General features: G+C 66.5%; 22 protein-coding genes. 11 read left to right on the forward strand and 11 right to left on the reverse strand.

Annotated elements, in window-relative coordinates; all coding sequences use genetic code 11:
• The first annotated feature begins 84 nt into the window (after window positions 1-84).
• Window positions 85-2,469, forward strand: a complete 2,385-nt coding sequence (locus tag BSY238_RS13935) for a sensor domain-containing diguanylate cyclase (protein WP_069039670.1) — start codon at window positions 85-87, stop codon at window positions 2,467-2,469.
• Between the two features lie 18 nt (window positions 2,470-2,487).
• Here the strand turns inward: BSY238_RS13935 and BSY238_RS13940 are convergent, their stop codons facing one another.
• Together BSY238_RS13940 and BSY238_RS13945 are read right to left on the reverse strand one after the other, a co-directional pair.
• Window positions 2,488-2,922 carry a hypothetical protein gene (locus BSY238_RS13940; RefSeq protein WP_069039671.1) on the reverse strand — a complete coding sequence of 145 codons (435 nt, stop codon included), beginning with the start codon at window positions 2,920-2,922 and terminating at the stop codon, window positions 2,488-2,490.
• A gap of 69 nt (window positions 2,923-2,991) precedes the next feature.
• Complete coding sequence (locus BSY238_RS13945; protein ID WP_069039672.1) at window positions 2,992-4,191, reverse strand: MFS transporter; 1,200 nt, start codon at window positions 4,189-4,191, stop codon at window positions 2,992-2,994.
• A 347-nt stretch (window positions 4,192-4,538) separates the two neighbouring features.
• Here BSY238_RS13945 and BSY238_RS13950 point away from each other — a divergent pair, with 347 nt between their 5' ends.
• From BSY238_RS13950 to BSY238_RS13960, 3 genes are all read left to right on the forward strand, one after another.
• Window positions 4,539-4,868, forward strand: a complete 330-nt coding sequence (locus BSY238_RS13950; RefSeq protein ID WP_069040700.1) for a YnfA family protein — start codon at window positions 4,539-4,541, stop codon at window positions 4,866-4,868.
• Between the two features lie 30 nt (window positions 4,869-4,898).
• Window positions 4,899-5,678 (forward strand): SDR family NAD(P)-dependent oxidoreductase, encoded by a 780-nt coding sequence (locus BSY238_RS13955; RefSeq protein ID WP_069039673.1) that lies wholly within the window; start codon window positions 4,899-4,901, stop codon window positions 5,676-5,678.
• 159 nt (window positions 5,679-5,837) lie between these two features.
• On the forward strand, window positions 5,838-6,530 hold the full coding sequence (locus tag BSY238_RS13960; RefSeq protein WP_069039674.1) for an Hcp family type VI secretion system effector: 693 nt from the start codon (window positions 5,838-5,840) through the stop codon (window positions 6,528-6,530).
• Between the two features lie 10 nt (window positions 6,531-6,540).
• On the opposite strand, the gene BSY238_RS13965 is transcribed toward BSY238_RS13960, so the two are convergent.
• Complete coding sequence (locus BSY238_RS13965; RefSeq protein ID WP_069039675.1) at window positions 6,541-7,731, reverse strand: OpgC family protein; 1,191 nt, start codon at window positions 7,729-7,731, stop codon at window positions 6,541-6,543.
• A gap of 207 nt (window positions 7,732-7,938) precedes the next feature.
• Between BSY238_RS13965 and BSY238_RS13970 the strand changes: the two genes are divergently transcribed.
• From BSY238_RS13970 to BSY238_RS13995, 6 genes are read left to right on the forward strand one after another with little or no spacing between them, the layout of a single operon-like run.
• Window positions 7,939-9,222, forward strand: coding sequence for an ABC transporter substrate-binding protein (locus tag BSY238_RS13970; protein WP_069039676.1), 1,284 nt, complete (start codon window positions 7,939-7,941; stop codon window positions 9,220-9,222).
• Between the two features lie 11 nt (window positions 9,223-9,233).
• Window positions 9,234-9,974, forward strand: coding sequence for an ABC transporter ATP-binding protein (locus BSY238_RS13975; protein WP_150123946.1), 741 nt, complete (start codon window positions 9,234-9,236; stop codon window positions 9,972-9,974).
• On the forward strand, window positions 9,971-10,714 hold the full coding sequence (locus BSY238_RS13980; protein ID WP_069039678.1) for an ABC transporter ATP-binding protein: 744 nt from the start codon (window positions 9,971-9,973) through the stop codon (window positions 10,712-10,714). Before BSY238_RS13975 ends, BSY238_RS13980 begins: the two co-directional genes overlap by 4 nt.
• Window positions 10,715-10,717: 3 nt before the next feature.
• Window positions 10,718-11,602, forward strand: coding sequence for a branched-chain amino acid ABC transporter permease (locus BSY238_RS13985; protein ID WP_069039679.1), 885 nt, complete (start codon window positions 10,718-10,720; stop codon window positions 11,600-11,602).
• A complete protein-coding gene (locus BSY238_RS13990; RefSeq protein WP_223300145.1) occupies window positions 11,599-13,182 on the forward strand; it encodes a branched-chain amino acid ABC transporter permease in 1,584 nt (527 codons plus the stop codon). The genes BSY238_RS13985 and BSY238_RS13990 overlap by 4 nt, the downstream gene beginning before the upstream one ends.
• Window positions 13,183-13,207: 25 nt before the next feature.
• Window positions 13,208-15,526, forward strand: coding sequence for a N,N-dimethylformamidase beta subunit family domain-containing protein (locus tag BSY238_RS13995; RefSeq protein WP_069039680.1), 2,319 nt, complete (start codon window positions 13,208-13,210; stop codon window positions 15,524-15,526).
• A gap of 59 nt (window positions 15,527-15,585) precedes the next feature.
• On the opposite strand, the gene BSY238_RS14000 is transcribed toward BSY238_RS13995, so the two are convergent.
• Window positions 15,586-16,614, reverse strand: coding sequence for a helix-turn-helix transcriptional regulator (locus BSY238_RS14000; protein ID WP_190295019.1), 1,029 nt, complete (start codon window positions 16,612-16,614; stop codon window positions 15,586-15,588).
• A 323-nt stretch (window positions 16,615-16,937) separates the two neighbouring features.
• Here BSY238_RS14000 and BSY238_RS14005 point away from each other — a divergent pair, with 323 nt between their 5' ends.
• Entirely contained in the window at window positions 16,938-17,327 is a 390-nt protein-coding gene (locus tag BSY238_RS14005) for a carboxymuconolactone decarboxylase family protein (protein WP_069040702.1), read from the forward strand.
• A 21-nt stretch (window positions 17,328-17,348) separates the two neighbouring features.
• Here the strand turns inward: BSY238_RS14005 and BSY238_RS14010 are convergent, their stop codons facing one another.
• From BSY238_RS14010 to BSY238_RS14040, 7 genes are all read right to left on the reverse strand, one after another.
• Entirely contained in the window at window positions 17,349-17,570 is a 222-nt protein-coding gene (locus BSY238_RS14010) for a TIGR02450 family Trp-rich protein (protein WP_069040703.1), read from the reverse strand.
• Window positions 17,571-17,747: 177 nt separating this feature from the next.
• Complete coding sequence (locus tag BSY238_RS14015; RefSeq protein ID WP_069039682.1) at window positions 17,748-18,674, reverse strand: VWA domain-containing protein; 927 nt, start codon at window positions 18,672-18,674, stop codon at window positions 17,748-17,750.
• A 10-nt stretch (window positions 18,675-18,684) separates the two neighbouring features.
• Window positions 18,685-19,221 (reverse strand): MxaK protein, encoded by a 537-nt coding sequence (locus BSY238_RS14020; protein WP_069039683.1) that lies wholly within the window; start codon window positions 19,219-19,221, stop codon window positions 18,685-18,687.
• Window positions 19,218-20,300: a vWA domain-containing protein gene (locus BSY238_RS14025; protein WP_069039684.1), complete on the reverse strand. Its 1,083-nt coding sequence runs from the start codon at window positions 20,298-20,300 to the stop codon at window positions 19,218-19,220. Before BSY238_RS14025 ends, BSY238_RS14020 begins: the two co-directional genes overlap by 4 nt.
• The gene (locus BSY238_RS14030; RefSeq protein ID WP_083224052.1) at window positions 20,297-21,313 is read right to left on the reverse strand and encodes a hypothetical protein; all 1,017 of its coding nucleotides are present in this window, start codon (window positions 21,311-21,313) and stop codon (window positions 20,297-20,299) included. Before BSY238_RS14030 ends, BSY238_RS14025 begins: the two co-directional genes overlap by 4 nt.
• Entirely contained in the window at window positions 21,310-22,173 is an 864-nt protein-coding gene (locus BSY238_RS14035) for a DUF58 domain-containing protein (RefSeq protein WP_069039685.1), read from the reverse strand. Before BSY238_RS14035 ends, BSY238_RS14030 begins: the two co-directional genes overlap by 4 nt.
• Window positions 22,170-23,192, reverse strand: a complete 1,023-nt coding sequence (locus tag BSY238_RS14040; protein ID WP_069039686.1) for an AAA family ATPase — start codon at window positions 23,190-23,192, stop codon at window positions 22,170-22,172. The genes BSY238_RS14035 and BSY238_RS14040 overlap by 4 nt, the downstream gene beginning before the upstream one ends.
• Window positions 23,193-23,265 lie beyond the last annotated feature (73 nt).

Below are 23,265 nucleotides of genomic sequence, written 5' to 3' on the forward strand. Positions count from 1 at the left end.
GTCGGGTGATCGACGCACGTAAACCAAAGAGTTAACTTCCTGGTTTCGACCTGCGTCCGGGCCCGGCTTCGGATTGACCGTCAGATGAATTCTTCTCCTTCCGCCGGGCGGCGCACGTCCGCCCTTCCGGCGCTGCTGCTGACCGCCGTCATTGGCGCGACGCTTTCCTGGATGGCGTGGCAAACCCTGCATGTGCAGGAACAGGCGCAGGCGCACACCCGTTTCGATCGCAGCGTGGCCGAAGCCGAGCGTGCGCTGACCGAAGCCATGGCCGACTACGAACAGTTGCTGTGGTCGGGGGCCGCGCTGTTCTCTGCCTCGTCCAATGTCACGCGCGAAGAGTGGCGGGCATTTGCCGACGGTGTGCAGCTGGACACCCGCTTTCCCGGACTCAAGGGCTTCGGTTTTGCACAGGTGCTGACTCCTGCGGAGCGCGCTGCGCACGAAGCTGCGTTGCGTGCATCGGGGCGACCCGGCTACGCCGTCCGGCCGCCCGGTGATCGCGACATGCTCACCGCCATCGTGTACCTCGAACCCGAGGTCGGCACCAATCTCAATGCGATCGGTTACGACATGTATTCGGAGCCGATACGTCGCGCGGCGATGGAACGTGCGGCAGACAGTGGCAAGGCGGCATTGTCGGGAGCGGTCACGCTGGTGCAGGACAGTGCGGCACCCCGGCCCGGCGCACTGATGTATGTACCGGTCTATCGACCGTCGCACGGTTTGCATACGGTCGAGGCGCATCGGGCGGCGCTGCACGGGTTCGTCTATTCGCCGTTCCGCATGAACGATCTGGTTCAGGCGGCGATCGGTGACCGCGCAGCCGATATGGTGGTCGAACTGTTCGATGGCACCGCCACCGATGAACCGGCATTGCTGTTCGAGCGTCGTCGAGCCGTGCTCGAAAATCTCGTGGCTTACACACCCAGCTTCGTCGAGACGCGTCCGGTTGACGTCGGCATGCATCGCTGGACCTTGCGCTTCACCACATTGCCGGCCTTTGACGTGGCGGCACCGGCGAGCAAGGCCAATCTGGCGGCAGCCGCCGGTCTGGGTCTGACCGTACTGTTGTGCAGCACACTGGCTGCAGTACTGGGTTTGCGCAGGCGGGCCGAAAATCTGGCGCATCGCATGTCGGTCGCCCATCGCGAAAGCGAGGCGCGCATGCGCTCGGTCATCCAGGCCAGCGCGGAAGGCATCCTTATTTGCGACCTCACACCGGCGTCGCGCGTACTGAGCGCCAACCCCGCAATTGCCGACATGCTCGGCATCGAAGCCGACCTGCTGCAGGGCATGCCGCTGACGCAGCTTTTTTCGAGTCACGGCGACGTGACGCTGGAAAGGCAGCTGAGCGACATCCGTCATGGCGACCGGCGGCTGCTGCGCTGCAATGTAAGCGCCGCGCATGCACACGGCGGCGCGCGCACGATAGAACTCGCCATCACGTCCACCGAAGAGGAATCCGAAGGGCCGCGCCTGATCATCATGGCGACCGACCTGACGGAACTGCTCGATGCGCAGCGTGCGGCACGTGAATCCGACCTGCTCAATCAGGCAATTCTGGAGCACGCGCCTTTCTGCGTGATCGCCACCGACACGGTCGGCGTCATCCAGTCGATCAATCCGGCCGGCGAACGGCTGCTCGGCTATGCGCGTCACGAACTGGTCGGTGTCGCCACGCCGGAACTGCTGCATCTGGACACCGAAATTCATCAGCGCAGCGCGCAGCTGACGGCAGAGAAGGGATTGCCGGTACGCGGTTTCGAGGTGTTCGTGCTGCCGGTGCACGAAGGCGGTGTGGATGAGCGGGAATGGACCTACGTGCGCAAGGACGGCACACATGTGCCCGTCAATCTGGCCGTCAATGCGCTGCGCGACGCGCGCGGCGACATCAGCGGCTACATCGGATTCGCCTACGACATCACCGAACGACGCCGCACCGAGGCATATGTTCGCCGGCTGGCGCACCATGACACCCTGACAGGCCTGCCGAACCGCCTGCTGCTGACCGAACGCTTCGAGCGCTCGGTCCAGCGTTCAAGGCGCAGCGGTTTGCGTACCGCGCTGATCATGCTCGACCTCGATCGCTTCAAGGACATCAACGACAATCTGGGGCATCACGCCGGTGACGCGGTGCTGCGCGCCGTCGCCGAACGTCTGCTGGCCAACGTGCGCGGCACCGATACCGCAGCGCGCCTCGGTGGCGACGAATTCGTTGTATTGCTCGAAGAGGTGGAAAGCGCGGAAGTCGCCTGCGAAACGGCGCGCAAGTTCCTGCGCGAACTGTCGCAGCCGATTGATTTGACTGACCTGGAACTGGCGATCACACCCAGCATCGGCATTGCGCTGTTTCCCGATCACGGCCACGAGCTGGAAGACGTGCTGCAGCGCGCCGACACTGCGATGTACCGCACCAAGCAGTCCGGCCGCAACGGCTTCACCCTGTACCAGCACGGCCACGCCTGAGCAGGCTCGACCACCGCGTCAGGTGCGTCGCTCGCCGAGGCTGCGGTCCAGCTTGTCTTCGACTTCGCCGATGGCGGCAGCGAGTGAATTCACCGAGTCGATCGTGGTCTGTTGCATCGCTGCGCGCAGGTCGGCGAATTCCTTCTGCATCGCGGTGTTCAGTTCGGTGAAGCGCGACGCTTCGGCCTGATCCGCCAGCAGCCGCTGCTCGCGCAGTTCCTTGGCATGACGCCGCGCTTCGAGCAGGGTCGAGGTGTGCAGCGTCAGCGTGTAGGCACCGAGCAGCACCAGCAGCAGGGTCGTGGCACCGAGCAGGATGATGCCGGCCGGTGCGTTGATCGTCGCCACCAGCAGCGACACCTCGACCGGCATGACCAGCACGCTCCAGTTCGCAATCACGAAGGCGGCGAGCAGGCCCATCACCAGTATTCCAAGTGCGCCGAGCAGTTTCATCAGTGTTCTCCTCTTATTGTCATTACACCATTGTCGTGCATGCGGGGCCCTGCCGCCATCGGCATCCGCCTACGCCTGGGCGACGGCCGGCGACATGCGCGCCTCGCGGATCGGCAGGTTGACCAGCGCCGCGATGGTCGCCAGCAGTGCGTCGGCATACCACATCCACAGATAGTTGCCGGTGTGCTCCAGCGCCAGCCCGCCGAGCCAGGCGCCGAAGAAGCCGCCGATCTGGTGCGACAGCAGCGTGAGGCCGAACAAGGTCGCAAGATAGCGCGTGCCGAACAGCTTGCCGACCACGCCGGCGGTCGGCGGTACGGTAGCCAGCCAGGTCACGCCCAGACCGATGGCGAACAGGTAGAAGGTCCATTCGGTCTGCGGCGACGCCAGGTAGATCAACACCAGCACCGCACGCGACGCATACATCCAGAACAGGATCATCTTGCTGCGCCAGCGGCCGACCGCCCAGCCGGCCAGCAGGCTGCCGGCGATGTTGGCCAGCCCGATCAGCGCCAGCGCAGTGCTCGCCACTTCCGCCGGCAGGCCGCACAGCCCGACCTCGCCCGGCAGGTGGGTGATCAGGAAGGCGATGTGAAAACCGCAGGTGAAGAAACCGGCGTGCAGCAGCAGATAGCTGCGGTCACGCAGCGCGTCGCGCACCGCATGGCGCAGGCCGCCGCTGCCATCGGGCGCGGCGTGACTGACCATCGGCTCGCGTGCGCGCAGGGCGCGCGCCAGCGGCAGTGCAGCCAGCGCCGCGATGGCCAGCGCATACATCGCACCCATCCAGCCGACGGTGGTGATCAGCTTCTGCGCCAGTGGTGCGAACACGAACTGCCCGAGCGAGCCGCCGGCGTTGATGATGCCAGCCGCCTGACCCCGCTTCGCCGAATCGAGCTTGCGCGAGGCGGCACCGATCAGCACCGAAAAGCTGCCGGCGCCGGAGCCGGCAGCCGACAGCACGCCGAGCGCCATCGTCATGCCGAAGCTGCTGTCCATGAAAGGTGTCAGTGCGCAGCCGAGCGCCAGCACGATCAGCCCGGTCGCCAGCACGCGGCCCGGGCCGTAGCGATCCGCCACCGCACCAGCCACCGGCTGTATCGCGCCCCAGACGAACTGGCCGATGGCCAGCGCCAGGCTCAGGCTGACGATGCCAAGACCGGTGGAGGTATTGATCGGCGACATGAACAGGCCGGACGACTGGCGTACGCCCATCGTGACCATCAGCAGCAGGGCGGCGCACAGCACGGCGGACAGGGCGGAGGGCATGGCGCGTAACGAAACTTCGGGTTGCTCGAGGCTAGCACAGGCCATTGTCCCACCGTCATCTGTCGCGGGCGGAAGTGGGTGTTGGGCATCGCTGCGCTCACCCCAACCTACGGAGCATCACGTAGGTTGGGGTGAGCCGAAGACGATGCCCAACACCGAACCGTCCCCGCCGCGTCCCCGCCCGACCGACCCGCAGGTTGGGGTGAGCGCAGCGATGCCCAACAAGACGGCGCATGCACTCGCGCCACACGCACCGCGCCGGATCGACGCCTGCTCCGGCCCCGGGGGAACCTCGAAGTTCAGCGACGCTCCGACCATCGGGTGTCCGGCCGGGTTATCTTCGGATGATGAACCTGCTTTCGACCACGGCACTTTTCGTCGCCACTGCACTGGCCGAGATCGTCGGCTGCTATCTGCCCTGGCTGTGGCTGAAGGACCGCGCGCCGGTCTGGGTGCTGCTGCCGGCGGCGCTGTCGCTGGCCGCATTCGTCTGGCTGCTGACGCTGCATCCGACCGCAGCCGGGCGTGTCTATGCGGCGTATGGCGGCGTGTACGTTTCCGTCGCCGTGCTGTGGCTATGGCTGGTCGACGGCGAGCGCCCGCATCTGTGGGACATCACCGGCGTGGCGGTCGCGCTGGCCGGCATGGCCATCATCATGTTCGCGCCGCGCGCCTGAAGCGCGCCCTTTCATCGAGGAGAATTCCGCATGGACCTGCAACTGAAGAACCGTCTCGCACTGGTGTCCGGCAGCACCGCCGGCATCGGCTACGCCATCGCCGAAGCGCTGCTGCGCGAAGGCGCGCGCGTCATCGTCAATGGCCGCACGCAGGCGGCGGTCGACGCGGCCGTCGCGAAGCTTGGTGTGGGGGCGATCGGCTTTGCCGGCGATCTGGCCAGCGCAGCCGGCGCCGACGCGCTGGCGAAGGCGCACCCGGACATCGACATCCTGGTGAACAACCTCGGCATCTTCGAGCCGAAAGCTTTCGAGGACATCCCCGACGCCGACTGGACCCGCTTTTTCGACGTGAACGTGCTGAGCGGCGTGCGGCTGTCGCGCCAGGTGCTGCCCGGCATGAAGCGGCGCAACTGGGGCCGCATCCTGTTCATATCGAGCGAGAGCGGCATCCAGATTCCGGCCGAAATGATCCACTACGGCATGACCAAATCGGCGCAGATCGCGATTGCGCGCGGTCTGGCCGAGTCGGTGGCCGGCACCGGCATCACCGTCAACAGCGTGCTGCCGGGCCCGACCCGCTCGCGCGGCGTCGAGGATTTCGTGCAGACGCTGGCCGACGAGAACGGCCAGAGCTTCGAGGACTTCGAGAAGGAATTCTTCGAGAAGGTGCGCCCGACCTCGCTGATCAAGCGCTTCGCCACGCCGGAAGAAGTCGCGGCGATGGTCGTCTATCTGGCCAGTCCGCTCGCGTCGGCCACCACCGGCGCGGCGGTTCGGGTCGATGGCGGAACGGTGAAGGGCGCCTTCTGAACTGCGTCACGGCGCGCCTCGAACAGCAGGGGAAACACGGTCTTCAAGGCTGTGCGCGGACAGTTGTCCTTGATAGTGTTCGCCTGCAGCGCTTGCGCCGGCGCGGTCGAGCAGGCCCGACCCGGTAGATGGATTCCAGTCATTTTTCGGGAGAAACCGATGAAACGCCGACTTGCCGCCTCATGGATTGCCGCCTCGACTTTGTGCCTGACGGGCGCGCCGGCACTTGCCGCCGATTACTACCTGCAGATTCCGGGTATCGATGGCGGTTCGGTCGCCGAAGATTTCAAGGACCAGATCGAGGTGTCGTCATTCAGCTGGAACGTATTCAATACCGTGCCGACCGATTCCACCGGCGGTACGGCATCGAAGGCGGTATTCGGCGATCTGCACTGGACGCAGGCGGTGAATCAGAGCATCCCCACTCTGTTTGCCGGGGTGGTCGGCGGCAAGGCCTTCGACGAGGTGGTGCTCAGCTTCGTGAAAGCGGGCGAAGACAAGTCCTATCGCTACTTCACGATGACCTTCGATGACGTCACGCTGACCTCGCTGAGCCTGTCGGGGACATCGGGCGGCGACGAGCCGCAGGCATCCCTGAGCCTGAGTTACACGCGCATCGCGCTCGCCTACATTCCGCAGGACAAGGGCGGAAAGCTCGGCGACCCCATCACGGCAATCTGGGATCTGGCAGGGGTGAAGGGTGACGCACGCGTACTGATGCAGCTTGCGTCACCCGACACGCCCATCCTGCTCGACGTGTCGCAACCCATACCCGAACCGGAGCAGGCGGCCCTGCTGCTGGCCGGTCTCGGCCTGATCGGCTGGGTGACCCGCCGCCGGCGGCTCTGCTGACCTTCGTCCGCTACAGGCTGCCCTGACGCGCAGGCACTTGCTGCGGCAGGTTTGCTTCCGCGTCGGCGGCCGGACGATCCATCACGTCCTGCGGCCGCCGCAGCATGTCGAGCCAGACCGCCAGCACAGCCATCAGCCCGGCGCCGGTCATGCCGACGAGCACCTGCATGCTGGGCGAGTCACCCGACAGTGCGCCGGCCGCATCGGCCAGCGGTGCCAGCAGCACGCTCAGGCAGAACACTTCGAGCGAATAGCGCCCCATCAGGCACAAGGTGGCGGCGACCCCGCGCTGCAGCCATGCACCCGGACGGATCCAGCGCGCCGCGACATAGGCAAGCGCCAGGAAGTGCAGCACACGCAGCAGGTCCAGATCGGTCTTGCTGATCGGGTAGATCCACTGCGCCACGGTCAGCGGCATCACCGCATCATGCAGATCAGGCGCGCGCCATGACAGCGACAGCACGAAGGACCCCAGCAGAAAGGCGCACGAAAGCGGCATCAGCAGCCGGTCGAAGGCGCGGCGATCGATCGCGTGCAGGCGGATCAGCGGTCGCGGCCGTGCGCAGCAGGCACCGAGAAAGAACAGGAACTGCCAGGCCAGCGGGTTGAAGAACCACACGCCTTCCGGCGCCGCCGGCAGATTCAGCCCGACATGCTTTTCGAGCAGCCAGAGCAGGCATGACGGCACGAGCACCCACCACGGGTGACGCACCAGCAGCGGCAGCAGCCCGGCCAGCAGCGCCATCAGGATGACGTAGAGCGGCAGCGGGTCCATCAGCACCGGCTTGAACTGCAGCAGCACGCCGCCGACCAGCGCCGCCTCGGGCTCGTTCAGGAAATAGCCCAGCCCCATTTCGCTGATGAAGTCACGCGTTTCGACCCGCGCATTGGCGACGAACACCACTGCCAGCAACTGCGCCAGCAGGAAGACGTGCGCCACGTAAAGTACCCACGCACGGCGCAGCGCCTTCAGTGCAGCCGGAAAATAGCCGTCCCGCACGTACACCCGGCCGTAGGCGAGCATCGCGCCGTAGCCGGCGAGGAAGACGAACAGCTCTGCCGCATCGCTCAGACCGAAGTTGCGCAGCGTCAGGTAGCCCAGCGGGTTGCCGGGAATGTGGTCCCAGAACATGCAGACCAGCGCGATGCCGCGGAAGAAGTCGATGCGCAGGTCGCGCGTGTTCGGAAAGTGGCCGGACATTGCGTGCAACTCCAGTCGTAAACAGTCGGGCGCACGCCTCGACGGCCGCGCGGACGGGAGGCCGAAGGATAGAGCAAGGCGCGGCAACCTGCCGCGCACCGTTCATCTGTACGGGTACCGGCGGACGGCGGGTCCGCCTAAGCTCAAGTCCATCGCGCAGTGCACCAAACCGCTTTCCTCCCATCCGACCCTGAAGGAGCGCTCCAGATGACTTACCCCGTCGATCGTCGCAACGTCATCAAGAGCATGGGCGCGCTGGCCGCGTCGGCCGCGCTGCCGTTTTCCATGCCGGCGCAGGCGCAGAAGAAGCCGACCGGCAAACCCATCGTGATCGGGCTGACCATTTCTCAGACAGCCGCGGCCGGCGTGGCCGATCACGGCGATCACCTGAACGGCTCCATCCTCGCGATGGAAGAGATCAACGCCAATGGCGGCATCCTCGGCCGGCCGCTCGAACTCAAGCCGGTCGATGTGGATCTGCTGTCGCCGGAAAGCTGTCAGGCGGTGGTACGCAAGCTGGTGGACATGAAGGTGCATGCCATTTCGTCGCCCTTCCTGTTCGTGCCGATTCCGGCCATGGATGCGTCGGTCGGCTACAAGTGTCCCTATCTGAACGGCAACACGCAGCGCGCCGCGACCGACCTCGTCGCCGCCAATCCGCAGAAGTACGGCCACATCTTCCAGATGGATCCGTCGGAGGTGTACTACGGCTACACCTTCCCGAAATTCCTCGAAGACATGCAGGACAAGGGAGGCTGGAAGCCGATCAACAACAAGGTGCACATCGTCCAGGAGCAGATCGCCTACAACCAGACGATTTCCCGCGCCTGTCAGGAAGCGCTGAAGACGAGCCGCTTCGAACTGGCCAAGGTGACCGACATCCAGTATCCGGTGCAGGACTGGGGCGCGGTCGTCCGCGACATCAAGAAGACCGGCGCCGGCGCGGTCATGATCGACCACTGGGTGGCTGCCGAATACGCCGCCTTCGTCAAGCAGTTCCGCGCCAACCCGCTCAAGGGTGCGCTGGTGTATCTGCAGTACGGGCCGTCGCAGCCGGAATTCCTGCAGCTCGCCGGCAAGAACGCGGAAGGCTTCGTGTGGAGCACGGTGCTCGGCGTATATGCCGACGAAAAGGGCCGTGCCTTCCGCGAAAAGTACAAGAAGCGCTTTCCGGCCAAGGTGATGGGGCTGTGCTACACCGGCAGCGGCTACGACATCGTCAACTTCCTCGCCCAGGCCTGGACTGCGGTCGGCGACCCGGACAAGTTCGCAGCGGTGAACGACTACATCCGCAAGACGCCGTTCCGCGGCGTGTGCGGCTGGTCCTACCTGAACAATGCGCGGCAGGAAGGCGTGCATTACCCGGTCGGCACCGACGACCTCGAAAAAGGCATGGCCCAGCTGTACTTCCAGGTGCAGAACGGCGAACACAAGATCATCTATCCGAACAAGCTGATCGAAACGCCGTTCAAGCCCGCGTCCTGGATGTAATCGACGTGACCATGGCTCAGGCAGGGGACATGCTGTTCGCCTGCGACGACATCCGCCTCGACCTGGGCGGGCGCGAAATCCTGCGCGGCGTGTCGCTGTCGATCCGTCGCGGCGAGGTGCTCGGCATGATCGGGCCCAACGGCGCCGGCAAGACCAGCCTGCTCGAAGTGCTGTCCGGGCGCATCCGGCCGAAGTCGGGCACGGTGACCTTCAAGGGTCGGGACGTGACCGCGCTGCGGCTGCACGAGCGCGCCCGGCTCGGTCTGGGTCGAACCTACCAGACGCCGGTGGTGCCGGAAGAACTGACCGTGGCCGAAGTGCTGAAATCGGCGCGCCAGGCCTACAAGCCCTATCTGACGCGGCACCACGCTGAGTGGGCATGCGAGCTGCTCGGCCTGACGGTCGATGAAGACCTGATCGCCGGCCGGCTGGAAACGCTGAACCGGCGCAAGCTGCTGCTGGCCTGTCTGCTGATGCGCCGACCGCCGCTGCTGCTGATGGACGAGCCGGCCGCCGGGCTGATCAATTCCGAAGTCGACGAGATCGACCATCTGGTGCGCTTGCTGGCCAAGGAACTGAACCTGGCCATCCTGATCGTCGAACACCGCATCGAACTGCTCGATGCCATCGCCGACCGCGTCATGGTGATGGATGTCGGCGAGGTGATCGCCGAAGGCAGCCTGCAGCACATCCTCGGCGATGCGCGCGTGCGCGCCGCCTATTTCGACAGCATCGGCGAGGTGCACGCATGAGCGCCACCGCCACGCCACCGACCGACGCCGGTCGCGAAATCCTGAAGGTGGAAGGCCTGTCCGCAGGCTACGGGCCGCTGCGCGTGCTGCACGACCTCGACCTGTCAGTGCATGCCGGCGAGCGGGTCGGCATCGTCGGCCTGAACGGCCACGGCAAGTCCACGCTGTTCCTCGCCATCGCCGGCCTGACCGGCTGGCAGCGCGGTTCGATCAAGCTAAATGGCGTGGAGGTCGGCGGCACGCGCAGCCAGGGGCCGGGTCGCTACACGCATCGCGTGGTCAAGCTCGGTCTGGCGCTGATGCCGCAGGGCGATGAAATCTTCCAGGGCCTGACGGTCGAGGAACATCTGGACAGCGGTGCCTTCACGCCGCGCGCCTGGCGCGAGCGCGCTGCGCGCAAGCGGCGCGTGCTCGAGATCTTTCCGCCGCTGGAAAAGCTGATGAAGACGCCGGTCGGCCGGCTGTCCGGCGGCGAGCGGCGCATGGTGTCGCTCGGCCGCGGGCTGATGGCCGACGCGTCGCTGTTCCTGGTCGACGAGCCCTCGCTGGGCCTCGCGCCGAAGATCAGCAAGAGCGTCATCAACGCACTGATGAGCGTCGAACTGAATGACGCGGCGATGGTGATCGCCGAACAGAACGTATCGCTGCTGGAAGGGCGCGTGTCGCGCCTGATCGGCATGCATGTCGGAAAACTCAAGGGCGAAGCATCCGCGGCGTCCCGATCCCGCCCGGAGGTCTGATTCGTGGAGTGGCCATCCATCCTGTTGTCGGGCATCACGCTTGCAGCCATCTACGGCTTGCTGGCAATCGGCATTTCCATCACCTGGTCCAGCCTGGGCATGGTGAACATGGCGTACGGCCTGACCTTCGCCGCGTCCGGCTACGGCGGCTGGCTGATGGCCGAGCACTTCAGCGAAGCCGGTGTGCTGGTCATCCTGGCCGGCATCGTCACCGGTGCGCTGATCGGCGTCATCGTGTGCCTGATCGCCTTCATCCCCATCCATGACAAGCCCAACTTCAATGTGCGCGGCCTGATCGCGACGCTGGCGCTGAGCCTGATAGGCACCCAGGTGCTGCTGATGACCTTCGGCCCGCAGGCCAAGACGCTGCCGCCGCTGTTCGGCGAGTGGCAGTGGGAGATGACCGAAGAATTGATCCTGACCGCCGACCAGGTGGGGACGCTGCTGTCGTCATTGCTGCTGCTCGGACTGACGCTGGCATGGATGAAGGGCAGCCGGCGCGGGCTGGAAATCCGCGCCATGATGATGAATCCGTATGGTGCGGCGATCTGCGGCATCGGCGTGCGCAGCACCGGCATCTACGTGATGGCGATCACCGGCGCGCTGGCCGGGCTCGGTGCGGTGCTGCTGTGCCAGACCTATTTCGTCAGTCCGTTCTCCGGCCTGACGCCGATGATCAAGGGTGTCAGCGTGGCGCTGTGCGGCGGGCTGGGTTCGGTGTCCGGCGCACTGATCGCCGCCTGCATCCTCGGTCTGGTCGAGGCACTGACCACGGCGTATCTGGGCGGGCAGTATGTGCTGATCACCCAGTTCATCGTCATCATCGTCATCCTGCTGATCCGGCCGCGCGGCATTGCCGGCATGCTGGACAAGGCGCGGGAGGCATGATGTTCAAGGTCACCCGTTCGGAGAACTGGAAGAACCCGCAGGACAGCTGGGCGCCGGATGCGCCGCGCTGGAAGCCGCGCATGCTGCCGGTCGGCCGGCTGCGCTGGTACTGGAAGGGACCGGCGCAGGGCAGCGCGCTGTGGCGTCTGCGCTACCCCTTCACGCGGCGCACCGTGCTGCGCACGCGCGGCGTCTACAACCCGAAGACGCTGCGTGCCGAGCGCACCATCGTCGATCGCCGGCCGATCTACTGGGCGCTCGGCCTGGCGCTGCTGGCGCTGCTGCCGCCGTTTGTCGATTCCGGCGCATTGCTGGCGGCCGGCGCAGTGTTCTGCATCTACGCCGCGATCAATCTGTGCTGGATGCTCACCATCGGCACCGCCGGCATCTTTTCGCTGGCCAGTCCGGCGGTGGTCGGTGCAGCGGCCTATGGATCCGCCTGGCTGTCCATCGAATACGGCCTGCCCTGGTGGACGCTGCCCTTCATCGGCAGCGGCATCGGGCTGATCTTCGGCGCCATCATCGCGATACCTGCAACTCGCCTCGACGGCTTCTACTACGCGCTGCTGACGCTGGGCATCAACGAGCTGTGTCGCGTCTATGTCGTGCAGTCGCGCGTGTTCGGCTCGGCGACCGGTGGGCTGTACGGGGCGCCGTCCTATCTGCCGGATGGCTGGGACGAAACGAGCCAGCTCAGGCTGGGCGTCTATGCCTGCCTGGTGCTGATGATCGCCGCGCTGTTCCTGTACCGCTTCGTCAATGGCACGCGTCTGGGCCGCATCCTGCGCGCCGCACCCGAGAAGAAGGAGGCGTTCGCCGAGGCGACCGGCATCGACTTCCGCTCGGCGCGGGTGCGCGTGTTCCTGATTTCGTCGATCGCGCTCGGCGTCATCGGCGGCTTCTACGCCACGCACTTCCGCGGCGCGTCGCCGACGCTGTTCTCGTTCGACCTGGTGCTGATGATGCTGGCGATGATCGTCATCGGCGGACTGGGGCGCGCCGAAGGGGCGGTGGTCGGCACGCTCATCGTCATCGTCATCGAAAAGTACCTGATTGACTGGGGGCCGGCCCGGCTCATCCTGATCGGTCTGATCATGCTCGGCGTCGTGCTGTTCCTGCGCGGCGGCCTGTTCGGCATGAAGCAGCAGTTCCGCGCCTGGCGGAACAAGAAGAAGAGCGAACGCCGTTCAACCCGCGCCGAAAAAGGAGGCGAAATGCTGCCCGAAGAAGCCACCGAAACCCGCGACAAGGATCAGATATTCGCCCGCCGCTTCGACAAGCAGCAGCGCGACTTCCTGAAGACGCTGGTGACCGACGAAGTGATCGAGGAACACCGCGCGAAGCCGCTCGGCCAGCACAGCGAACAGCTGGAGCGCCTGCTCGTGTACTTCCGCCGCGGCGTGCAGAACGACAAGTACGCCATCGTCGCCACCGTACCCTTCAGGGAGTACCGCGTGATCGCGTTGTCCGGCTTCCGCGGCGTGGCGCCGCGCGTGGTCGACGACAAGGTGTATGCGACCGAGGACGAGGCCTATCACGGCGTGTTCCTGCGTCGCGTGCAGGACCTGCTCGAATCGTAATCTTCCTCTTCAGGCAATTCAGGACATGGCACAGATCAAGGTTTTCGGTTACTGCGACCAGCTCACGGTCAAGGCGGGCGACACGCTCAGCGTGAAAGCCAGTGTGGATGGCGCCGACAGCGTGAGCGCACAGCTGGTGCGGCTCATCCATGGCGACGCGCACCCGGACGGCCCGGGCTTTGTCGAGGAGGCGATCGACAGCCCGATCAACCGCGACTGGCCGGCGAAGAAGCAATACACGCAGGTCGGCTCCTTCCTGCGCGCGCACGACCCGGACCACAGGCTTGCCGTGACCGGCAGCTTCACGCTGCATGCCTTCATCACGTCGACGCTGCCGGACATCGGCGTACGCCAGGCGCTGCTCGGCCGCTGGTCGATCGACCGCAACGAAGGCTATTGCCTGGGCATCAACCAGAAGGGCTATCTGGAATTCTGGATCGGCGATGGCCAGGCGGTCGATTACGTCGCGGCCGAAGTGCCGCTGGTGGCGCGCGTGTGGTACTTCGTCGCGGTCAGCTACGACGCCACGACCGGCCGCGCGACGATCCACCAGCAGTCGGTGCTCAATCGCTACAACAGCCTGCTGTCGCCGGTCGCGCCGATGGATTACGGCTCGCATGTGCACGAAACGCTGCGCGTGAAGCCAGTCCGTGCCGACGCGCCCTTCCTGGTCGCCGGCGCGCAGGACTGGCATGAACTGCGCGGGCATTTCGTCGCGCAGTGCTTCTGCGGCAAGATCGACCGCCACGGCATGTTCGACCGCGCACTGACGCGCGACGAACTCGAGGCGCTGGCCGGAGGCGGTGTGCCGCACGCCAACGGCCTGCTCGCCTACTGGGACACCACGCACGGCTACACCGACCGCGGCATCGGCGACACCGTGTTCGATACCGGCCCGTACCACCTGCACGCCGAAGGCTACAACCGGCCGATCCGCGCGCAGACCGGCTGGAACTGGAACGGCCGCGACGACTGTTTCCGGCTTGCCCCGCAGCAGTACGGCGGCATCGAGTTCCACGTCGATGCGATGATCGATTCGAACTGGGACGAAACGCTGTCGTTCACGATTCCGGCCGCGCTGCGCAGTGGCGTCTATGCAGTGCGCCTGCGCGTCGGCGACGGTGCCGGTCTGGCCGAGGACCACGTGGTGTTCTTCCTGCGCGCGGCCGTGCCGAAGGCGCCGGTGGCGCTGCTGATGCCCACTGCCAGCTATCTCGCCTACGCCAACGAAAAGCTCAGCTTCGATGCCCAGATCATCCAGCCGATGGCCGGCCAGCCGCCCATCGTCAGCGAGGTCGACATCGAAATGTACAAGAACCACGAATTCGGCCTGTCCACCTACGACCATTTCCTCGACGGGCTGGGCGTGTCCTACAGCTCCTACCGCCGGCCGGTGGTGAACATGCGACCGAAGTACCGCATGTCCAGCATGGGCCTGACCTGGCAATTCCCGGCCGACCTGTCCATCGTCGCCTGGCTGGAAAAGCTCGGCTATGACTACGAAATCCTGACCGACGAAGACCTGCACCGCGACGGGCTGGCTGCGCTCAAGCCCTACAAGGTGGTGCTGAGCGGCTCGCACCCGGAGTACTACTCGGAACGCATGCTCGACGCGACCGAAGACTATGTGACCGGCGGCGGTCGCCTGCTGTACATGGGCGGCAACGGCTACTACTGGTGCGTCGGCTTTCGCGACGACGAACCGTGGATCATGGAAGTGCGCAAGCTCGATTCCGGTTCGCGCGCCTGGGAGGCGCGCCCCGGCGAGCACTATCTGTGCACCACCGGCGAAAAGAGCGGGTTGTGGAAGAACCGCGGCCGCCCGCCGCAGAAGCTCACCGGTGTCGGCTTCACCGCGGAGGGCTTCGAAGAGTCGAAGTCCTACCGGCGCATGCCGGACAGTCATCACCGTACGGTGTCGTGGATCATGGAGGGCGTCGAGGGCGACATCATCGGCGACTTCGGTCTGGCGCGCGGCGGTGCCGCCGGCGTCGAGCTCGACCGCTATGACCTCGCGCTCGGCACGCCGCCGCACACGCGCATCCTCGCGTCGTCGGGCGGTCACAGCGACAACTACATGCTGGTCGTGGAAGAGATCGTCTACATGCACCCGGGCTTCGGCGGCACGCAGGAACCCAAGGTGCGCGCCGACATGACCTGGTTCACTGCGCCCAATCACGGCGCGGTGTTCTGCACCGGCTCGATCGCCTGGAGCAGCGCGCTACCCAGCAAGGACTTCGACAACAACGTTTCGCGCATCACGAAGAACGTCGTCGACGCCTGCCTGAAGGACGGTCCGTTGCCGGGCTGGGCGTGGATCGCCGACGAGAAGCAGTGGCGCTGAAGCGTCGCCGCCCTGCAGCGCAATTGCGGTGAGGCGCCGCCCGGAAGTCGGGCGCGCCGTCAGATGAAGCGCGCCTGATGCAGCTGGCGGTAGCGCACCGCCAGCGTGGCGCCGTCGATGTGCAGCTCTTCCTGACGCAGCAGCGACGCCAGTTCGCCCTTGTCGCGCACGTTCAGCTTTTCGTAGATGGTGCGCAGGTAGAAGCGGATCGTGGCCGGTGACAGCTCGAGCTGGCGCGCGATTTCCTTGTAGCTGCTGCCGCGGCCGAATGCTTCCGCGACCGAGGTTTCGCGCGGCGTGAGCACGTCGAGGCGCGAGCGGCCGCGCACCACCAGCAGCGTGAAGTCGCCAAGCAGGTGACGTTGCAGCACGACTGTGCGCAGCTTGAGCCGGAAGTCGTCGGTCTTCAGCCACAGGCCTATCGTGTCCGGCAGGCAGCCGTCGCCGATGTCCGGCCACTCGCAGCGCAGCGCCTCGACGAACTGCGGTTCGGCGTTCAGCAGCTGGCCCTGGCGGTCGAGAATCGCCATGGCCACCTGATCGTTCGCCATGCTGGCCTTCAGATATTCCATCTGGAAGATGCGGTTCGATGTCCACGCCGAACACAGGTGCGGCATCAGGAATTGAGCCATCTGCTGGTCGCCGCGCGTGAAGCGGGCGTCACCGACCGTGCGGTACAGCGACAGGAACACGAAGGCGGTTTCGGACGGCAGATAGACCGATGTGCAGAAGGCCTGTCCGACACCGTGTTCGCCCATCAGCGTCGCCAGCCCCGGTGCCTCGTTGAACCTGCGCTGATCGAAATAGACGGTTTCTCGCGGCTTGGCCTTCACCGCCTTGGCCAGCGCATCGTCGTACTTGGTTTCTTCCCACAGCGGCACGAAGCCGTCGTCGAGGTTGAAGGGCTGCGAGCTGTGCAGCGCGAAGCTGCCCGATGCGGGCGACATGATGCCCCACCACGCCTTGTCGAATCCGACCAGCGGTTGCACCCGTTCCAGCGCCGCCTGCTGGAAATCGTCTATCGCCTTCGCCTGCGCCAGCGACTGCAGATCGAGTACTGCGTCGCTGAATTCGCCCACACTGAACATGGCGCCATCCCGATGAAAGACCTGCACGCCGGCCATCCCGACCGGCTACCCTTCCATGCATCACCCGTGCCAGTGGCCGGAATCGTTGGTGCGCCTCGCAAATGGCGTCGCAACGCCATGCGTGACATGAATTCCCGATCCGGCCCGCCCTGCATTGATGCGCCGCGCGATCCGATGCGCCAATTGCGGGCAGGGCGATGCTACTCCGATCAGCCGTGGCGACGGCACACCCAGAGGTCCTGCATAGCCAGGCCGGCTGGTTCAGCGTGCTGCGGAATCCGTAGAATCCGCCGCTCGATACGAACGCAACCGGAGAAATGATCATGAGCGATGGCGCGAAGCGCGGGGAGGCGGTACGCCGCGAAGTGATGAGCGATGCCTTTGTGGATCGCGCACTGGGCAACGCGACCGACTTCACGCAGCCGCTGCAGGCCTTCATCAACGAGCATGCCTGGGGCGGCGTGTGGACGCGCGATGGGCTGGACCGGCGCACGCGCAGCCTGATCACGCTGTCGGCGCTGACCGCGCTGAAGTGCCCGAACGAGCTCAAGGGCCATGTGCGCGGTGCGCTCAACAATGGCTGCACGGTGGAGGAAATCCGCGAAACGCTGCTGCACTGCGCGGTGTATGCCGGCGTGCCGGCGTCGGTCGATGCTTTCAGGGCGGCGCAGGAAGTGGTCGATGCCTGGCGGGCGGAGCAGGCAGCCGGCTGACGGCAGACATGCGGCCGATCGTCAGACCCAGCCCTGCCGCCAGCGGGTCGAATCCTTCAGCTCGCGCCATTCGATGCGCCGGACCGACTTCGAATGCACGGCTTCGATGTCTATCCAGCGGATCACCGTGTCCGGCGGGTCGGGCTCGATCACCTTGCTCACCAGAAAGTGCAGGTTGCGGCCGACCGGTGCAACGGCGGTCCATTTGGTGAGCAGCAGTTTTTTCGGATGCAGCGGATTCATGATTTGACAGTCGATGGGTTCGACGCCTCTGACCGCGCCGCTGCGCAGCCATTCCCCGGCATGTCGACGGGATTCGCGAATGCGCATCAGCGCTCGACAAGCTGCATGCCGACGCCCGGTCAGACGAAGCGGCCGTCATCCGGCGTGCAGGGTTGTGCGACAGGAGGGCGAGTGCAGTCAGGCCGGGCCGCGGGCTTCCGGGCGGAAGCGCGCGATCAGCACGATCAGGGCGAGCGCAGCCGGCAGCCATGACAGGTCGGTCGGCACCGGGCGGGAGACTGCCGCGTCGGCGTGTTTCATGGCACGGGTCAGGGTGTCGGCGTCGGTCAGCGTGGCGTAGTCGAAGCCGACCTGTTGAGCGATGGCGCGCAGGTGCGTTTCGCGCAGGGCCGACAGGTGCTCGGTGCCCGGTACCCGTTTGCCGTCGGCGCTGCGCAACTCGCGCTGTATCACTTCGCTCGCCTTCCAGTAGCCGACCGGTCGGCCGTCGTCGTCGCTCTTCGGGATAGGCCGCGCCGCGTCGCCGCCCGCGCCGATGATCCAGCCGCGGATGTCGCCCGGCTTGATGTCGTCAAAGCCCGGTTTGTCGCCGTCGCGCAGCGGCGGCGCTTCCTGGCCGTCGCTGACGAACACGACGCCGGGTGTGTCGCCGATCTCCTTCGCCGCCCGTACCGACCAGAACACGCCCTTTGCCACCTCGCTCGAATTGCCCCAACGCATGCGGCCGTCGATCTGGTCGAGCGAAGCGATCAGGTCACCGTAGTGGGCACACACTTCGATCGGCGCCAGCAGCAGCAGCGTGCGGTACTCGGCAAAGCCGGCCCAGCCGACGCGCGAGCCGCACGGCAACTCGCGCAGTGCGCGCTTCGCCGATTCGCGCGCATAGGCGAGCCGGCTGACCGGCATGCCATCCAGTTCGTAGTCCTCCACATTCATGCTCTGTGTCAGGTCGAACACGACGATGGTGTCCCAGCTGTCGCGCGGCAGATTCACTGGCGGCAGCAGGGCGGCGAACACCAGCAGTGCGAGTGCCGCGATCAGCGTGCGCGCGTCGCGCTCGCGCAGGCTGGCCAGCAGATTGCGCAGGAAGGTGCGGGTTCTCATGCGAGCGCGCTCATGGCAGGTCCAGCCGCACGCCCTGCAGCGTGGTGACCACGCGCTCCTTCGGCGGCGCCGGGCCGTCGTCGGCGGCTGCAGCGGCCTGCGCGATTTCGGGGGCGAGCCACAGCGCGCGCTCGAGGTTGTAGCGCGCGTCCCAGTCGTCAGGGCGTTCGCGCAGTGCATCGCGGTAGCGCTGCTTGGCCAGTTCGACCAGCGGCAGCGCATTGGCGACGTCGGCCTCGCCGTGCGCCAGAGCTTCACGCAGATGCAGATTGCCGAGGTTGTAGCGCGCGCCCTGGCGCAGGTCATCGCGCTCGCCGGCAATCAGCCCTTTCCATGCGCGGGTCGCGGCTTCGTTGTCAGCGCCGCGGCTGAGCGCCAGTGCCTGCGCGAACTGCGCCTCCGGCAGGTCGGCGTCGAGGCTGCCGGCGGCGGCGATGGCCGCATTCACGCGCTCGGCCTGCCACAGCCGAGTCGTCTGCCAGCCGGCGGCGACACCGGTGAGCAGTGCGGTGGCGCCGAAAATCAGATGGACGGTACGTCTTTTCACAGCCAGCTCCGCAGAAGAAGGGATCGATAGACCAGCAGCAGCGCGCAGCACAGCGCTGCCAGCGAAAGGAAGAGGCGGCTGTGGTCCTGCCGCGGCACGCGCTCGTCGAAGTCGAGCGGGAAGTTCTGCTGCCGGCCGACCTCGGCCACCGCCTTCGCGAGATCTTCCGGGCTGTCGGCCTGATACAGGCGGTAGGTCACCGGCAGCGACTGGAAAAAGCGGTGCAGCGACACCTCGGCGATCGATTCCTGCGCGTAGTAGGCATTGCGGATTTCGATCGCAGCCGGGTCGTCGCCATCGGCCTGGGGCGGCGGTGCGCTCGCTTCGGCGTCCAGCTCCGGCGCGTTCAGCGTGCGCAGATACAGCCAGTGCAGCGCGATGCGGTTGGCCTGCAGGCCTTCGCGAACGCGTTTGCGCGTCGGTTCGTCGAGATGGGTGCCGCCGTCGGTCACCAGCAGGATGATGCGGCTGCCGGTGTAGGCGCGCGCATCGAAGCTGTCGATGGCGGCGGTCAGTGCGCGGCCGACGTCGGTGTCGGACAGGCCGCGCCCCAGTCCTCCCGCCTTGATGCCGGCCTGTACGACCGCATCGTGCTGGGTGAACGGCACGACGTTCATCGGCCCGGCGCTGAAGAACATCAGCGCGAAACGGTCGTCCGGTCGCTGTTCGACGAATTTCGACAGCAGGTCACGCGCCACCGCCGATTTCGGCTCACCGCGCGATTCGACCTGGTAGAGCATCGAATGCGGATCGATGGTGCGCCAGTCCGCGGGTTTCATCTTGGCGTCCATGCTGCGGCTGCGGTCCATCAGGATCAGGATTTCCGCGCCGCGCCCGGTGCGCGTCACTGTGGTTTCGGGCGAGCCGGGGCCAGCCAGCGCGATGACGATGGCGGCCAGCGCGAACACCGCCAGCGCGCGCCAGGCGAAGCCGGCGATGCGACCGGCGCGGTCGCGCGGCAGCCAGTCCAGCGTTGGAAAGAGCAGCGTGTCGCGGCGCCGGCGCAGCAGCGGCAACGCGGCCAGCGGTAGCGCCAGCAGGGCCCACGGCTGAGCGAAGTCGATGGCGCCGATATTCATGCCTCGTGCCGCCTTTCGATGTCACGCAGGCGCCGCGCCAGGGTGCGCAGCGGCAGCGCGTCGGCCGGCGGGCCGTCGCCGAAGAACAGCGCGGCCGACTGTGCGTAGAAGCGCTCGATGTCGGCGCGCAGCGGCGCGTACTGTGGTGCGCGTTCGAACAGGCGCGGCAGCGAGGCGGGCTGCAGGGTGCGACCGGCGGTACGGTCGAAGGCGCGGTGCAGCGCCTGCCAGGCTTCGGGCGCGTCGTCGGTAAGGCTGCGCAGCGCATTCACTTCGCGCAGCGCGCGGGCGAAGGGCTGGCTGCGTCCGGCGCGCCAGCTGCGCCAGCCCAGCCATCCGCCCCAGGCGAGCAGCGCGGCGAGGCACAGGCCGCCCCACAGTGCGATCTGCTGGCGAATGGCCGTCGTGTCGACGGCGGGCGCGCCACGGTCCGGCTGCAGCGCTTCCAGTGCGCCCTCGCCGAAGACGTTGCGTGGCGTCAGCGGTGCCGCGCTGAACGGCCAGGCAGCCACGCCGAGCAGTCCGCCGGACGTCTGCAGGTCGAGCGCCGGCAGCGCCAGTGCCACGAGTGCCTGCGGCGCGTTGATCAGCTGGTGCTCGATCACCAGCCAGCGCTGCCCGTCGGTGTCGCGTTCGATGCGGGTCGGCCGGCGTTCGAGCCAGACGCCGACGCGGCCGGGGGCTGGCGGCTTGGTGAGTTCGACCGGCTTGCCGTCGATTTCGAGCCGCACGCGCTGCGTCAGCAGATCGCCCAGTGTATGGCCGTAAGCGCGCGGCTGAACGACCTGTGCCGGACGACCTTGCGGCGCGGCAGCAGGTGTCGGTGCGACACCCCGAGGCGAAGCCGGGGCGGCAGTCGGCGCGCCATCCGCGGCTGCTTCGGCCTGTATGGACAGGGTGTTGGATACGTCGCCGGACACGGCGTCCGCAGCGGGTGCAGGCGCTGTCTGTGCGAAAGCGCCCTGGGCGAGCAGCAGACTGGCGATCAGGGACGCTCGGATCAAGGGCGTCATGCGGTGGCCTCGAAGAAGTAATCGGACATCGCCTCGGCGTCGAAGGCGCCGTGGATGAAGAAAGGGCGCAGGTCGCGCGCGGACAGGAAGGCATCCAGCTCGGCGCGCCGCGCGGCCACTGCGTCGCGCCACTGCGTGCGCAGTTTCGGGCGCATGAACAGGGTGCGGCGGACGCCGCTTTCGGCGTCGCGCAGCGGTGCGATGGCGTCGTGCGGCGGCGGCTCGGTTTCGGCCGGGTCCCATACGATGACCGGCACGACGAAGGCGTGCGACAGCAGGTCGAGTGCGCCACCGAGCCGCTCCAGCGGCCAGTGGAAGTCGCTGACCAGAAACACCAGCGCCTCGCGGCCGACCAGCTGCTGCAGCGCATCCTCAAGACCTTCGATGCCGCCGGGCGCCGATGTGCATTGACGCAGACTGTCGGCCATCACGCTGCCCAGCCCGCGGCTCAATGTCGCCGGCACGCACAGCTCGGCGCGTTCGCGCTGATCGAAGGCCAGCATGCCCAGCGCATCGCCGATGCGAAACGCACTGTGCGCCAGGGATTCGACGAAGTCGGCAGCGACGTCGAGCTTGCGCCGGCGCGCGCCGAAGCCCATCGAGGCGGACACGTCGACCAGCACCTGTACGGTGACACCGACGCGCTGGCGATTGACGCGCACCAGCCAGTCTCCGGTGGTGCTGCGCAGGCTGGCACGCAGGTCGAGCCGACGCGGGTCCGGGCGGTCGTACAGACTCATGTGCGACACGAATTCCTGACCGGCGCCCAGGCTGCTGCCCGGGTGCGAACCCGGGCGCGGACCCGCCGCGCGATGCGGCAGCCGGTAGTGGAACTCGCGCACCTCATCGGCGTCGCTCATCGCGGCGTGGCGACCTTCTCGATGATCTGTGCGACCAGCGTGTCGGCGATCTGCGCGCGGCGCATTTCGTATACCGGGGTGAAGAACACGCGGTGGCCCAGCGTCGACGGCAGGATGGCCTGCACATCGTCCGGCACCAGATGGGTTCGACCGGCCATCCAGGCGACCACACGTGCGGCGCGCAGCAGGGCGCTCATGCCGCGCGGACTGGCGCCGGCCAGGATGAGCTTCTTCATGTCGACGCCGTCGATGCGCACGTCGAAGGCGGCCGGATTCTGGCTCGCGTCCCACAGGTCCATCACATAGCGTTCGAGTGCTTCGCTTGCGCTCACGCTGTGCTGGATCGCCGCCGCCATCGAGTTCAGCGACTGCCAGTCAAGGATGCCCGGTGTGACCTGGTTGATCAGTGCGTCGACGTCGTGGAAGGCGGTGTCGAACACCAGTGCGCGGCGCACCGCCTTGTCGCGCGGCGTTTCCATGCGCAGTTCGAACATGAAGCGGTCGCGCGCGGCAGACGCCAGTTCGAAGGTTTCTTCCTTCTCGACCTTGTTGCGGTCGGCGAACACCGTCATGTGCGGAAAGCTGTATTCGCGGTTGAAGGCCGACACCGTGCGCTCGGCCATCGCACGCAGCAGCAGTGACTGCACCTGCGGGCGGGCGCGGTTGATTTCGTTGAAGAAGAAGGTGGTCAGCCGCTCGCCGTGGCGCAGCAGCGGGCCGGGTTCGATGCGCGGCTTGCCGTCGGCGTCGACATAGGTGTGATAGACGAGGTCGTTGGGCATCAGGTCCACCGTGCCCTCGACGCGTTCGAAGTCGCCGCCGATGGCGCGGGCGAACGCACGCAGCACCGTGGTCTTGCCGACGCCGACATCGCCCTCGAGCAGTACGTGACCGCGCGCGAACAGTGCCACATTGATCAGCCGCACCACGTTGTCCTGGCCGATCACCGCCTTGCGGACTTCGGTTTCGACGCTCAGCGCGGCGTCGCGCCAGTCCTGCAGGTGTTCTTCTCTGATCATGCTGTCTCCCGGATGCGTAATCGATAGTGGGGGCGGGGCGCTGCCCATGCACCTTCAGCGGCGCAGTCTAGGC

It is taken from the genome of Methyloversatilis sp. RAC08 (assembly GCF_001713355.1).
Classification (GTDB): Bacteria; Pseudomonadota; Gammaproteobacteria; order Burkholderiales; family Rhodocyclaceae; genus Methyloversatilis.